11 protein-coding genes are annotated in these 13,684 nt (G+C 61.5%); 9 read left to right on the plus strand and 2 right to left on the minus strand.

The features are described 5' to 3' along the window. The first annotated feature begins 545 nt into the window (after nucleotides 1-545). The 9 genes from J7S20_RS15695 to J7S20_RS15735 all read left to right on the plus strand — a co-directional run bounded on the left by J7S20_RS15695 (nucleotide 546) and on the right by J7S20_RS15735 (nucleotide 10,689). Nucleotides 546-1,853: a UDP-glucose dehydrogenase family protein gene (locus J7S20_RS15695; RefSeq protein WP_284055190.1), complete on the plus strand. Its 1,308-nt coding sequence runs from the start codon at nucleotides 546-548 to the stop codon at nucleotides 1,851-1,853. 128 nt (nucleotides 1,854-1,981) lie between these two features. Beyond that, nucleotides 1,982-2,746 carry a metallophosphoesterase family protein gene (locus J7S20_RS15700; RefSeq protein ID WP_284055191.1) on the plus strand — a complete coding sequence of 255 codons (765 nt, stop codon included), beginning with the start codon at nucleotides 1,982-1,984 and terminating at the stop codon, nucleotides 2,744-2,746. Between the two features lie 307 nt (nucleotides 2,747-3,053). Then, complete coding sequence (locus J7S20_RS15705; RefSeq protein WP_284055192.1) at nucleotides 3,054-4,058, plus strand: NAD-dependent epimerase/dehydratase family protein; 1,005 nt, start codon at nucleotides 3,054-3,056, stop codon at nucleotides 4,056-4,058. 111 nt (nucleotides 4,059-4,169) lie between these two features. Next, nucleotides 4,170-5,066, plus strand: a complete 897-nt coding sequence (gene cysD / locus J7S20_RS15710) for a sulfate adenylyltransferase subunit CysD (protein WP_284055193.1) — start codon at nucleotides 4,170-4,172, stop codon at nucleotides 5,064-5,066. Further along, nucleotides 5,066-6,991, plus strand: a complete 1,926-nt coding sequence (cysN, locus tag J7S20_RS15715; RefSeq protein ID WP_284055194.1) for a sulfate adenylyltransferase subunit CysN — start codon at nucleotides 5,066-5,068, stop codon at nucleotides 6,989-6,991. The genes cysD and cysN overlap by 1 nt, the downstream gene beginning before the upstream one ends. Then, a complete protein-coding gene (locus J7S20_RS15720; protein WP_284055195.1) occupies nucleotides 6,988-7,719 on the plus strand; it encodes a 3'(2'),5'-bisphosphate nucleotidase CysQ in 732 nt (243 codons plus the stop codon). The genes cysN and J7S20_RS15720 overlap by 4 nt, the downstream gene beginning before the upstream one ends. Nucleotides 7,720-7,789: 70 nt before the next feature. Then, on the plus strand, nucleotides 7,790-8,158 hold the full coding sequence (locus J7S20_RS15725; RefSeq protein ID WP_284055196.1) for a hypothetical protein: 369 nt from the start codon (nucleotides 7,790-7,792) through the stop codon (nucleotides 8,156-8,158). A gap of 51 nt (nucleotides 8,159-8,209) precedes the next feature. Then, nucleotides 8,210-9,088, plus strand: coding sequence for an HpcH/HpaI aldolase/citrate lyase family protein (locus tag J7S20_RS15730; RefSeq protein WP_284055197.1), 879 nt, complete (start codon nucleotides 8,210-8,212; stop codon nucleotides 9,086-9,088). A gap of 59 nt (nucleotides 9,089-9,147) precedes the next feature. Further along, nucleotides 9,148-10,689 (plus strand): tetratricopeptide repeat protein, encoded by a 1,542-nt coding sequence (locus J7S20_RS15735; protein WP_284055198.1) that lies wholly within the window; start codon nucleotides 9,148-9,150, stop codon nucleotides 10,687-10,689. Nucleotides 10,690-10,711: 22 nt separating this feature from the next. On the opposite strand, the gene J7S20_RS15740 is transcribed toward J7S20_RS15735, so the two are convergent. Together J7S20_RS15740 and J7S20_RS15745 are read right to left on the minus strand one after the other, a co-directional pair. After that, a complete protein-coding gene (locus J7S20_RS15740) occupies nucleotides 10,712-12,118 on the minus strand; it encodes an alpha-amylase family glycosyl hydrolase (RefSeq protein WP_284055199.1) in 1,407 nt (468 codons plus the stop codon). After that, nucleotides 12,115-13,608, minus strand: coding sequence for an MFS transporter (locus J7S20_RS15745; RefSeq protein ID WP_284055200.1), 1,494 nt, complete (start codon nucleotides 13,606-13,608; stop codon nucleotides 12,115-12,117). The genes J7S20_RS15740 and J7S20_RS15745 overlap by 4 nt, the downstream gene beginning before the upstream one ends. Nucleotides 13,609-13,684: the final 76 nt, after the last annotated feature.

Raw genomic sequence — 13,684 nt, forward strand, 5'->3', positions numbered from 1 at the left:
ATTCCCTATCCCTGCACAATCCCGCAGGAGAGCGATTGCATTATGTTTAATTTCTTGTTAACCAAGCGGTGCTCGCAGAATTTTGAGCACAAGGGAGAACAAGAATGCTCGCGATGTTTTTCAAGGACGGTATCGGCGGCGACGCGATCAAGCCCTGGTAACCCAGAATACATCCGGGCTGGCCGCTCGTGCGTAGCGTGAGTGCCAGCCCGGTATTTCTTTCAGACAGTTTTTGACCACCGGACATGTGCTGTCGCGGTGGTTTTTTTGATGTTGGCGGGATGCCCGTAGCGGCACCGGTAGGCGCGTCGCATAATCGGGCCGTTCACCAACCGGTCTGACGCCCTGCCCGCTCGCGCATTCGGGACAATTGCGCCGAAGTTGGCCGACCCGGCCGCGAACTTCGTACCGAACTTTAGGACCAGCCCCTTGCTTCGCCCCCGAAATAGGGTCAAACGCGGCCGGCGACCGTATCGCCGATGGCCGCCACGTTATGCAGCATGGCCGGGAAGCTCGATACGACCTGAAATTAAAAGGGATTTTCGATGCGGATAGTGATGATCGGCTCTGGCTATGTCGGCCTGGTGTCGGGCGCATGTTTCGCCGATTTCGGCCATGACGTCGTCTGCGTCGACAAGGACGAGGCCAAGATCGCCAAGCTGCGCGAGGGCGGCATTCCGATCTACGAACCCGGCCTTGAACAGCTGGTCGCGACAAACGTCGCGGCTGGGCGCCTTTCCTTCACGACCGATCTCGCCGGGCCGGTTGCGGACGCCGATGTCGTCTTCATCGGGGTGGGCACGCCCACCCGCCGCGGCGATGGCCATGCCGATCTCAGCTATGTCTATGGCGCCGCGCGCGAAATTGCCGCAGCCATCAAGGGCTTCACCGTCGTGGTCACCAAATCGACCGTTCCCGTGGGTACGGGCGACGAGGTCGCGCGCATCATTCGCGAAACCAACCCCGATGCCGATTTCGCAGTCGCATCCAATCCCGAATTCCTGCGTGAAGGCGCCGCGATCGAAGATTTCAAGCGCCCCGATCGCATCGTCGTCGGTATCGAGGATGAACGCGCGCGCGCACCGATGGAAGCGGTTTACCGTCCGCTTTATCTCAACCGCTCGCCCATCCTCTTCACCGGACGGCGGACCAGCGAACTCATCAAATACGCCGCAAACGGCTTTCTTGCGATGAAGATCACCTTCATCAACGAAATCGCGGATCTGTGCGAGAAGGTCGGCGCGGACGTGCAGGACGTTTCGCGCGGGATCGGCCTCGACAACCGTATCGGCCCGAAATTCCTCCACGCCGGCCCGGGATATGGCGGATCGTGCTTCCCGAAGGACACGCTGGCGCTCGCCAAGACCGCGGAAGACAATGAAGCGCCGCTGCGCCTGATCGAGACGACCGTCGCGGTAAACGATACGCGCAAGCGTGCGATGGCGAGAAAGGTCATCGCGGCGCTCGACGGAGAGGTGCGCGGCAAGCGGATCGGCATTTTGGGCCTGACCTTCAAGCCAAACACCGACGACATGCGCGAAGCCCCTTCTATCGCGATCATCCAGGCGCTAACCGACGCCGGGGCAGAGGTCTGCGCTTACGATCCCGAGGGCATGGAACTCGCCAAGGGCGTGTTGCCGGAAATCGAATATGCCGATTCGGCCTATGCCGCGGCGAAAGATGCATCGGCTGCCGTAATCGTCACCGAATGGGACGCCTTTCGCGCCCTCGATTTCGAGCGATTGAAAAATACGATGGCGCAAGCGGTACTGGTAGACCTGCGCAATGTGTACAAACCGCACGAGGCCGAAGCAGCAGGCATGCGCTATTTCGGCATCGGGCGCGGCGCCTGACGGACCTTTTGCACGGCAAGGAGGTTGAATAGCGCTCGCCGGACCATTCAGCCTGAGTGAAGCTAACCGGGACTAAACGGCCCGTTTCCGAATCGCATCGAACCATAATGTAAAGCAAACCGACCGCCATGTTCCCTTTCCTGAAATCGCTGCGAAATCCACAAAGGGCGCAACATGCGCTACCCGAGGGTGAGCGCGTCTATGCGATCGGTGACATCCATGGACGCCTCGACCTGTTCGGAGAACTGCTTGCGAAGATCGACCGCGACGATGAGGAGCGCGCTCCGGCGAAAACGACGATCATCCTGCTGGGCGACCTGATCAATCGCGGTCCGAATTCGGCAGGCGTCATCCGCAAGGCGCGCGAACTGTGCGTAGAGCGCGGTATCGGGCGCGTCGTGAAGGGCAATCACGAAGAGATCTTCGTCAAGGCCGCATCGGGCAGCGGTAAGGCAGCGAGGATGCTGTGGCAGATGGGTGGTGACGCCACGTTGCTGTCTTACGGTTTCAGCCGAGAAGAAGCAGAGAACGGCACCTTCCAGGAGCTTGCCGAGCGGATGGCGGAGCGTATTCCGGACGAGGACGTAGCGTTTCTGGGCAAGGCAGAAGACTGGATCACCAAGGGCGACTATCTGTTCGTCCACGCCGGCATCCGGCCCGGGGTCCCTGTCGACCAGCAAACCAGTGCAGATTTGCGCTGGATCAGAGAGAAATTCCTCAACGCGAAGCGTAACGATGACACGATGGTGGTGCATGGTCATACACCGACGCGATCGGTCGACGAACGGCCCGACCGGCTTGGCGTGGATACGGGCGCCTATATGTGGGGTGTCCTGACTGCGGTGGGTATCGAGGACACCGATCGCTGGTTCCTCGAAGCACGAGAAGGCTAGATCAACGGTCGCTGGTTGCGAGCTCGCATTGTCTGGCGATCGACATCATCGAAGACCGGCCTGCGCAGCAATCCGGACTTTGTATGTTGTGCGGATGCAACGAGCCGGTACATGCAACGGATAGGATAGCTGGTTCAAACCTCAGCCGCGATCTGCTCGATTCAAGACCTGGAGGAAAGATGCCTGGTCCGCGCACCGCCCGAAATACGCAACGCCGACGACCTTCGGGACCGCGTCCGGAACGAGCAAACTGCATCATCGGACGATCGTCGATCCGGCACGCGCACTCGCAACGGCGTGTCGCGACATGACAGTGCTGGTGACGGGCGCCGCCGGCTTCATCGGCATGAGCGTGATCCGCGAACTTCTCGCACGCGGCGAGCAAGTTGTCGGAATCGACAATCTGAACGATTATTATTCCGTTCAGTTGAAGGAGGACCGGCTCCAGCATGTCCGGGCCAGCGACAACGGAAACTTCATCTTCGAACGGGTCGACTTTTCGGATGGCGACGCGCTCGAACGCGCGCTGGACGGCAAGGCATTCAACCGGATCGTCCATCTCGGCGCGCAAGCCGGAGTGCGGTACTCAATCGACAATCCCGCTGCCTATATCCAATCCAACCTGGTGGGGCATGCCAATCTCCTTGAGGTCGCACGACAGCGAGAGGTCGGGCATATGGTCTATGCGTCCTCCTCTTCGGTGTACGGAGGAAATGCGAAGCTGCCGTTCAGCGTAGGCGACCGCGTCGATCATCCGATGTCGCTTTATGCCGCCACGAAAAAGGCCGACGAACTGATGAGCGAAACCTACGCCCATCTCTATCGGCTGCCGCTGACCGGCCTTCGTTTCTTCACCGTATATGGCCCATGGGGACGCCCCGACATGGCGATGTGGCTGTTTACGGAGGCCATCTTCCAGAACCGCCCGATCAAGGTTTTCAATCACGGCCATATGCGCCGCGATTTCACCTATATCGACGATATCGTGGCCGGGGTCATAGCGTGCCTCGACCATCCCCCGACGGACGACGGCGATTTGAAGCCGGGCGGAAGCGCAGCGCCCCATGCGATCTACAATATCGGCAACAACCGATCCGAGGAATTGGGCCGCATGATCTCGCTGATCGAGACCGCCTGCGGGCGTGAAGCGATCAAGGAATTCTGCGAGATGCAGCCCGGCGATGTCCCCGCCACCTATGCCGATATCGACGCCATCCAACAAGCGCTTGGATATACTCCATCTACCCCGATCGACGTGGGTGTGCCGAGATTCGTCGAATGGTACCGCGATTATCGAGGCATCGCGTCATGATTGAAATACTCGATCATGTTTGTGTGCGCGAATAGCTGACAGCTAAGTCATCGCCCCCTAAAGCGAATATACGCTGGCCGCACACGTCTCTCCTCGCTATCTGACGGACCCATGAACCTAACCCATCTTGAACGGCTCGAAGCCGAAAGCATCCATATCCTGCGCGAGGTCGTCGCTGAGGCCGAAAAGCCGGTGATGCTCTATTCGGTCGGCAAGGATTCGGCGGTGATGCTGCATCTGGCGAAGAAGGCCTTTTATCCCTCGCCCCCGCCCTTTCCGCTGCTGCATGTCGACACGACATGGAAATTCCGTGCGATGTACGAATTGCGCGACCGCGCGGCAAAGGACGCAGGGATGGACCTGCTCGTCCACCAGAACCCGGAGGCGAAGGCGCAAGGGATCAATCCCTTCGACCATGGCAGCCGGCACACCGACATGTGGAAGACCGAGGGGTTGAAGCAGGCGCTTGAAAAATACGGCTTCGACGCAGCATTTGGCGGTGCGCGGCGCGACGAGGAAAAGAGCCGTGCCAAGGAGCGCATTTTCAGCTTTCGGTCGGCCAGTCATCGCTGGGACCCCAAGGCGCAGCGCCCCGAGCTGTGGCACCTGTACAATGCGCGCAAGAACAAGGGCGAAAGCATTCGCGTGTTCCCGCTGTCGAACTGGACCGAGCTCGACATCTGGCAATATATCCAGCTCGAACAGATCGAGATCGTACCGCTTTATTTCGCGGCTCCTCGCCCGACCGTGGAGCGCGACGGCCTGATCCTGATGGTCGATGACGAACGGTTCCGCCTGAACGACGGCGAGGAGCCGGTCACGCGATCTGTCCGGTTCCGCACGCTGGGATGCTATCCGCTGACAGGCGCGGTCGAGAGTAGCGCGGCGACCCTGTCCGAGGTCATCCAGGAAATGCTGTTGACGACCACGTCCGAGCGGCAGGGGCGCGCCATCGACCACGATCAGGCGGCCAGCATGGAGAAGAAGAAGCAGGAGGGCTATTTCTGATGACCGCCCAAGAGCCCGCCTACAAGGTCGACGCGCTGATTGCCGAAGATATCGATACCTATCTTGCGCTGCACCAGCGCAAGTCGATGCTTCGTTTCATCACCTGCGGCTCGGTCGACGACGGCAAATCGACGCTGATCGGCCGGTTGCTGTACGATTCGAAGATGATCTTCGAGGACCAGCTTGCCGCACTCGAATCGGATTCGAAACGCGCCGGCACACAAGGTCAGGACATCGATTTCGCACTGCTGGTCGACGGCCTCGCCGCCGAGCGCGAACAGGGCATCACCATCGATGTCGCGTACCGGTTTTTCGCCACCGAGAAGCGCAAGTTCATCGTCGCCGACACGCCGGGACATGAACAATATACGCGCAACATGGTGACCGGCGCCTCGACCGCCGACCTTGCCGTCATCCTGATCGACGCGCGCAAGGGCGTGCTGACGCAGACGCGGCGGCACAGCTATCTCGCGCATCTGGTCGGCATCCGGAACATCGTTCTTGCCGTGAACAAGATGGACCTGGTCGAGTATGACCGCGACACGTTCGATGCGATCGTCGCCGATTATCGCGAATTCGCGACCAGCATCGGCATCGACGACTTTACGGCCATTCCGCTTTCGGGCCTGCGCGGCGACAACATCGCCAGCGTGTCGGACGCGATGCCATGGTATGACGGCCCCGCGCTGATCGACCATCTCGAGACGGTCGATATCGACCTGACATCGGAACAGGACAAGCCGTTCCGCATGGCGGTGCAATGGGTGAACCGGCCCAATCTCGACTTCCGGGGTTTTTCGGGAACGATCGCGTCCGGATCGGTCCGGCCGGGCGACGCCATACGGGTACTTCCGTCCGGGCGCACCAGCGCGATATCGCGGATCGTGACCATGGACGGCGACCTCGATCATGCGGTTGCAGGACAATCGGTGACGCTGGTGCTTGCCGACGAGGTCGATTGCTCGCGCGGCGACGCGATTGCCGCAGCCGACGCGCCACCGCAGGTTGCCGACCAGTTCGAGGCGACGCTCGTCTGGATGGCCGAGCAGGAATTGCAGCCGGGTCGCGCCTATTGGTTGAAGCTCGGCACGCAGACCGTCAGCGCAACGGTGCAACCGCCCAAATACGCCACCGACGTCAACACCATGGCCGAACTGTCGGTCAAGACGCTGGGACTGAACGATATCGGCGTGGCGGAGGTCTATACCGACCGCGGGATCGTGTTCGAACCCTATGCCGACAATGCCGAACTCGGCGGTTTCATCCTGATCGACAAGGCGACCAACGCCACGGTCGGGGCAGGCCTGCTGAACTTTGCGCTCCGGCGCAGCCAGAATATCCACTGGCAGTCGGTCGAAATCGGGCGCGAGGCACATGCCGCGCAAAAGAACCAGCGGCCACGCCTGTTGTGGTTCACCGGCCTGTCCGGATCGGGCAAGTCGACGATCGCCAACATGGTGGAGAAGCGGTTGCACGCGCTCGGCAAGCACAGCTTCCTGCTCGACGGCGACAATGTGCGGCATGGGCTGAACCGCGATCTGGGCTTTACCGAAACCGACCGGATCGAGAATATCCGCCGCGTCGGCGAGGTTGCGAAGCTGATGACCGACGCCGGACTGATCGTCCTGACCGCTTTCATCTCCCCGTTCCGCGCCGAGCGCGAAATGGTGCGCAAAATGCTCCCCGAAGGCGAGTTCGTCGAAATTTTCGTCGATACGCCGCTCGAGGTGGCAGAGCAGCGCGATGTGAAGGGACTCTACAAAAAGGCGCGTGCCGGCGAATTGCAGAACTTCACCGGCATCGACAGCCCCTATGAGCCGCCGGAAGCGCCCGACATCCGCATCGATACGACAAAAATCGAGCCGGATGAGGCAGCCGAACGCATCGTGGATCACATTCTTGGCATGGCGGGTACCAGCAAATGACCGATGTTGAGCTGGCAAACGCCATAGCCCGTGAAGCAGGCGAACTGCTCTGCAGCATTCGCTCCGAAGGCAAACAGCAGGGCAAGGAACTGGGCAGGCGCGGAGACCAAGAAGCCAATACGCTCATCCTCGACCGTCTGAAAGAAGCACGTCCCGACGATTTCGTCCTTTCCGAAGAGGCCAAGGACGATCTTTCGCGCTGCGCGGCCAAGCGTGTGTGGATTGTCGATCCTCTCGACGGCACGCGCGAATATTCGGAAGGTCGTGAGGATTGGGCCGTGCATATCGGCCTCGCGATCGACGGCGTTCCTGTAATCGGCGCAGTTGCATTGCCGGCATTGGACCTGGTTCTCGATACGTCGCTGTCGGCGCCGCTTTCTGACGGAGCCGGATCGCCGCGCATCGTGGTGAGCCGAACCCGTCCGCCGCGTGAGGCGGAAGCGGTGGCCGAAGCACTACGTGGCACCATGGTGCCCATGGGCTCGGCTGGCGCCAAAGCGATGGCGGTCGTGCGCGGGGAAGCCGATATCTACATCCATTCAGGCGGTCAGTATGAATGGGATAGCTGCGCTCCGGTCGCGGTGGCCAAGGCAGCAGGCCTGCACGCATCGCGCATCGACGGGGCACCGCTGATATATAATTGCGAAGACGTTTCGTTGCCCGATCTGCTTATATGCCGTCCCGAGCATGCCGAAGCGGTTCTGGCGGTAACCCGGTCCGCCGACTGAGCGGGCGCGACCGCGAGAATGACGATTGTAATCCGATAACCGCGGTTGAACCCGCCCTGCTGCAGGCCCCATGCGACACCATCATCTTCTTAACCACGCAGAGACAGGCATCCCGGCCCACTACCACGCGTTCATCGAGTGGATCAGCCAGGAAACCGGCATGTCGGACAGCCTGCTGCACGTGCATACGGGCATGTTGGTGCTGGTGGTTGCGCGGTTGCTCACGCGGCGATCGCTCGGCACCTTCGTCCCGTTAATGTGGGTGACGATTGCAGAGATGGGCAACGAGGTCATGGACAGGCTTTGGTTCGGCAACTGGAACTGGCCGGACACATCGAGTGACATCGCCAACACCCTGTTCTGGCCCGCGTTGATCAGCATCGCGGTTCGTCTGCGCCCGATGATCGACGGACGGGTACGTCGCCGGCGCGGGGGCTAGCGCAATCGGCGTCCCATCGGCACAAGGCACGCAAAGATTTTGGAGAGCCGAATGCCCGTGACGCCGATGACCGCCCGTTCGCTGCTGTTCGCCCCGGGAGATTCGCCGCGCAAGCTGGAAAAGGCCGGGGCGAGCGGTGCCGATCTGATCCTGTGCGACCTCGAAGATTCGGTGTCGCCCGCCAACAAGCAGGCGGCGCGCGAAACGGTTGCCGCGCACCTTCGCAGCGCCGAGCGCGCGCAGCCGCAATGGGTGCGGATCAATCCGCTCGACACCGAATACGCGCTAGGCGATCTCGCCGCGATCGTCCCTGCCCGACCTGAGGGCATCATGCTGCCCAAGGCGACGCGGACCGAGGTTGACCGGCTGCATCATTATCTGACCGCGCTCGAAGCTTCGGCCGGGCTTCCCCTCGGCGAAATCGGCGTCATCGTCGTCGCGACCGAGACCGCGCAGGCCGTTTTCGGGCTTGGCGATTATGCGGATGCGCCGCGCCTCGCCGCGCTCACCTGGGGCGCGGAGGACAGCGCGACCGCGCTGGGCGCGACCGACAACCGCGACGAGAGCGGCGAATATGATTTCCCGTATCAGCTGTTCCGCTCGCTCTGCCTCGCCGGGGCAGCCGCTGCCGGCGTGACGCCGATCGAGACGATTCACGGCGATTTTCGTGATCTCGACGGGCTGAAATCGGTCGCAGCCAAGGCGCGACGCGCGGGCTTTCGCGGGATGATGGCGATCCACCCGGCGCAGGTCGCGGTCATCAACGACGCCTTCTCGCCCTCTCCCGCCGAAATCGAGCGCGCGCAGCGTATCGTTGCCGCTTTCGAGGACAATCCGGGTGCGGGCACGATCGGCCTTGATGGCGAAATGCTCGACATGCCGCACCTGAAGCGCGCCCGCGCGGTGCTCGGGATGCGCCGAATCGGGTAATTCAACCCTTTCAAAAGGGACGTTATTCTGCAAACCTCCGGTCTCGGGGGGAGACGAATATGCGGAAATGGCTGACGGGATCGCTGGTCGCGGCAATGTGCACTGCTGCCGCGGCAGCACCGGCCGCGGCGCATTGGCGCAAGGCAACCAGCGATCACTTCATCATCTATGCCGACAGCTCGGAAAGCTGGCTTCGTCGCTTCGCGACGAAACTCGAACAGTTCGATTCGGGGTTCCGCTTCCTGCGCCAGATGAAGCCGTTGCCGGGCGAAAAGTCGAACCGCATGACCGTGTACGTGCTGACGAACAGCGACCGCGTGGCACAGCTGTGCGGCGATTGCGGCAATGTCGCGGGCTTTTATCAACCGCGTGTCGGCGGGTCGGTCGCCTTCACCTTCAAACGGCAAGCTGGAGAGAATGGAATCAGCCCGCAGGTCGTGCTGTTCCACGAATATTCGCACCATATGCTGCTCGAAAACTATTCGGTCGCCTATCCGAAATGGTTCAGCGAAGGCTTCGCCGAATTCTATTCGACGGCGACGTTCGATTCCGACGGCGCGATGAACCTCGGAAAGCCGGCCAATCACCGCGCATACGCCCTGTTCCGCCTCAGCCCGATCCCGCTGCGGACGCTGCTTGCGCCAGGCAGCGAGGAAATGGACGATAGCGAAACCGAAAGCTTTTATGGACGGTCCTGGCTGCTGACGCACATGCTGACCTTCGACGATAAGCGTTCGGGCCAGTTGCATGAATATCTGACGCTGGTGTCTTCGGGAACGCCGAGCCTGGAAGCGGCGAAAAAGGCGTTCGGCGATCTCGACAAGCTGGAAAAGGAGCTCGATCGCTATCTGAGCCACAACCGCATGAGCTATTTCAAGATTGCCGGCGACAAGCTGCACGTCGGCCCGATCAAGATCGTCGAGACAAGCGAGGGACAGGACGAGATGATGCGGCTGCGCATCCGATCGGACCGCGGCGTCAATCGCAAGCAGGCGCGCGACATCGTTGAGGACGCTCGGGCAAAGGCGGCCGACTTCCCGAACGACCCGGCGGTTCAGACCGAGCTTGCCGAGATGGAATATGACGCCGGCAACGACGATGCGGCCGAAGCCGCGGCCGACCGGGCCATCGCCGCCGATCCAGCCCGTCGCGATGCCCTGCTCTACAAGGCACGCGTCGAAATGCGCCGTGCATTGGCCGCCGACGACCATCGTCCCGAAACGTGGGAAAAGGCACGCAGCTGGATCGTCAAGGCGAACCGGCTCGACCCCAATGCCGCCGAGCCGCTGCTCTATTACTACCGAAGCTTCGTCGACGCCGGAGAAACGCCGAGCAAGATGGCGAGGATCGGGCTTGAACGCGCCTTTACCCTCTCACCGCAGGATCCGGGGCTGCGCATGCTGTTTATCCGCCAATTGCTGGAGGATGCGGACGTGAAGCTCGCGCGCAAGCTGTCGATGGCGCTCGCCTATTCGCCGCATGGCGGCAACAAGATGGCAAAGGCCATCATCGAAGCTATCGACGCTGGCCTCCCCGGACCGAAGATCGTCCAGACGCTGGACGCCGCATCGGCAACACAACAGACCGCATCGAAGGACTGACCGGGGCGGCGCACCATCCGGTTCAGTCGCTGGCGAACAGACGATAGCCCCAGGCCGGAAGCTGCATCGTGCTGCCGGCGGCAAATGTCGCCTGCGCATCGCTGCGGAATTCGCGGTACTGGCCCGCCTGCAAGGTGGTCGGGAAGGTCACGGTCACCGGCTCGGCCGAAAAGTTGAATGCGCCGAAGACCTTGTCGCTGCCTTCCTGCCGCACCCAGCTGAACACCTGTTTGGGCTTGTCGTTATCCACCTTCACCATCCGCGCGCCCCATTTGCCGTTGTGAAGCGCCTTGTTGGCATCGCGAAAGGCGATCAGGTCGTGAAACAGCGTATCGAGCTTGCAATCGGGATGCGCCTGCCACGCGATCGGGTCTTTGTCGAAGAATTCCAGCCGCTTGTCGTTGCATGCCTCCTGACCATTATAGATCATCGGAATGCCCTCACCGGTAAAGCTGAGCGCGATTACGGCGGGTAGCGCATCGCCGAAATTCTCATACTGCGTGCCTTCCCACGCATTGCTGTCGTGGTTGGCGACGTAATCGAGCCGCATCGCCGTTTTTGGCCATGCGCTCTCATTCTCGCTGTAATAGCCGTAGAGCGCGGTCGCATCGACCTGGCCCTGCGCGACCTTTTTCATCGTATCGTGCCATTCCCAGGCATAGGTCGCGTCGAAGGCCTTGCGCGTGAATTCGGGATATTTCCATTCGGCGAGCATGAAGACCGGCTTGATCGCCTCCAAATCGGCACGCACGCCTTCCCAAAAATCGAGCGGGACATAGCCGGCGACATCGGCACGGTAGCCGTCGATGCCGAAATCCTTCACCCAATATACCATCGCTTCGGTCATCGCTTTGCGCAGACCCGGCTTCGAATAATCGAGGTCGATGATGTCGGTCCAGTCGAGCCACGGCGTCGGCGTGAAATCGCCCTTCCAGTCATGTACGTACCAGTCGGGATGCTGCTTCACCCAGACATTGTCCCAGGCGGTATGGTTCGCCACCCAGTCGAGAATGACGTGCATGCCCAGCCGGTGCGCCTCATCGACAAAGGCCTTCAGGTCGGCCTTGGTGCCGAATTCGGGGTTCACCGCGCGATAGTCCTTTGCCGAATAGGGCGAACCGAGCTCGCCCTTGCGGTTCTTCTCGCCGATCGGATGGATGGGCATCAGCCAGATGATATCGACGCCGAGCTTTTTCAGCCGGGGCAGTTGCTTCTGCGCCGCCCTGAACGTGCCCTCCGGCGTGAATTGCCGGGTGTTGATCTGGTAGAGGACACCGGTTTCGCTCCACGGCGCATTATGGATCGTCGAATAGGGCTTGGGCTGATAATCGGCGAGTGTGCGCTGATCGAGCGGCTTGCGCGCGGTCTGCGCGGCGGCAGGCGGTGTCGCGAGGATGCTCGCTGCGAGCGCAAGGGCCAGGGTCTTCATGCTTGCTCCAGTTCGGTTTCGGCGGCGCGGACCCGCAACATCGCGAGCGCGGCGAGCGCCATGACGGCGGCGGCGAAGGCCATCGTCCAGATCGGTTCGGTAGGGAAAAACGCTTTCATGATGCTGCCCATCACGGTGGCGACGAGCAGTTGCGGCACGACAATGAAGATGTTGAACAGGCCCATATAGATGCCGAGCTTTCGCTGCGGCAGGCTAGAGGCGAGGATCGCATAGGGCATGGCGAGGATCGAAGCCCAGGCGATGCCGATGCCGATTTCGCTCGCGATCAGCCAGTTCGGGTCCCGGATCACGAAGAAACTGGCGAAACCGGCAGCACCGCACAACAGGCAGACGATGTGCGTCCGCGCCTTGCCGATCCGGCGGGACAGCGCCGGCAGGATCGCAAGCGCCGCGACCGCCGCCACGCCATTATAGATCGCGAACAGGACGCCGACCCAGTTTCCGCCCTCGTTATACGCAGCACTCGCCGTATCGGTGGTGCCATAGACATATTGGGCGACGACCGGCGTGGTGTAGATCCACATGATGAACAGCGCCGACCAGGTGAAGAACTGGACGAGCGCAAGCCGCTTCATGATCGGCGGCATCCCGGCGAAATCGCCGACGATATGGCTGAGCACATTGTCGGTGTTGCCGCGTTTGGCCATGAGATGCGCGGCAAGCTTGCAGCCGTCATAGGCGATCAGCAGCGCGCCGAGCAGATAGAGTTCGCGCTCGAGCGCCAGCGTGGAGACCACGATCAGCACCAGCGCACCGACCCCGGTCCAGAGGCCGAACGAAAGTTTCGCCGGCTGCGGCGTCACGAGATGCGAGGCGTCCGCCTCATCACCAAACGAGGCCATCTCTTCCGGCGTGAACTCGCGGGTGGTGAAGACAGTCCACAACACTGCCGCGACCAGAGCCGCACCGCCGAACCAGAAACTGTAGCGCACCGTATCGGGCACGCCGCCGCCCGCCGTTTCATTCGCGACGCCAAGATGCGCCAGCAGATAGGGAAAGATCGACCCGACCACCGCACCCGCACCGATAAAGGCGGTCTGGACGGCATAACCGGCGGTGTGCTGGTCACGCCGCAACTGGTCGCCGACAAACGCGCGGAAGGGCTCCATCGACACATTCAGCGATGCGTCGAGCATCCACAGCATCATCGCCGCAAACCAGATGGCGGGCGATTCGGGCATGGCGAACAGCGCGATGCCCGCGAGAACTGCCCCGGCCAGGAAATAGGGTCGCCTGCGGCCGAGCCGCGTCCAGGTGCGATCCGAATAATGACCGATGATCGGCTGAACGATCAGACCCGTCAAAGGGGCTGCGATCCAGAGCACGGACAGCTTGTCGAGCGATTCGCCCAGCGACTGGAAAATGCGGCTCATATTCGCGTTTTGCAGCGCGAAGCCGATCTGGATTCCGAAGAACCCGAAGCTGAGATTCCACAATCCCGCCAGACTTTGGCGCGGCTTTTCGGTCATCGTCTCTCCCTGGCGGATATGCCCGGATCTTGTGCGCCCGGTGTCTGATGAAGCCGAAGCTTGCCCGAGCGCCGGA

Source organism: Stakelama marina (assembly GCF_018122655.1).
GTDB classification, from domain to species: Bacteria; Pseudomonadota; Alphaproteobacteria; order Sphingomonadales; family Sphingomonadaceae; genus Sphingomonas; species Sphingomonas marina.

Coding starts and splice junctions, on each gene's coding strand:
- J7S20_RS15730 (WP_284055197.1), top strand. CDS start 8,210: ATGCCCGTGACGCCGATGACCGCCCGTTCGCTGCTGTTCGCCCCGGGA.
- J7S20_RS15740 (WP_284055199.1), bottom strand. CDS start 12,118: ATGAAGACCCTGGCCCTTGCGCTCGCAGCGAGCATCCTCGCGACACCG.
- J7S20_RS15720 (WP_284055195.1), top strand. CDS start 6,988: ATGACCGATGTTGAGCTGGCAAACGCCATAGCCCGTGAAGCAGGCGAA.
- J7S20_RS15695 (WP_284055190.1), top strand. CDS start 546: ATGCGGATAGTGATGATCGGCTCTGGCTATGTCGGCCTGGTGTCGGGC.
- J7S20_RS15735 (WP_284055198.1), top strand. CDS start 9,148: ATGCGGAAATGGCTGACGGGATCGCTGGTCGCGGCAATGTGCACTGCT.
- J7S20_RS15725 (WP_284055196.1), top strand. CDS start 7,790: ATGCGACACCATCATCTTCTTAACCACGCAGAGACAGGCATCCCGGCC.
- J7S20_RS15745 (WP_284055200.1), bottom strand. CDS start 13,608: ATGACCGAAAAGCCGCGCCAAAGTCTGGCGGGATTGTGGAATCTCAGC.
- J7S20_RS15700 (WP_284055191.1), top strand. CDS start 1,982: ATGTTCCCTTTCCTGAAATCGCTGCGAAATCCACAAAGGGCGCAACAT.
- cysD (WP_284055193.1), top strand. CDS start 4,170: ATGAACCTAACCCATCTTGAACGGCTCGAAGCCGAAAGCATCCATATC.
- J7S20_RS15705 (WP_284055192.1), top strand. CDS start 3,054: ATGACAGTGCTGGTGACGGGCGCCGCCGGCTTCATCGGCATGAGCGTG.
- cysN (WP_284055194.1), top strand. CDS start 5,066: ATGACCGCCCAAGAGCCCGCCTACAAGGTCGACGCGCTGATTGCCGAA.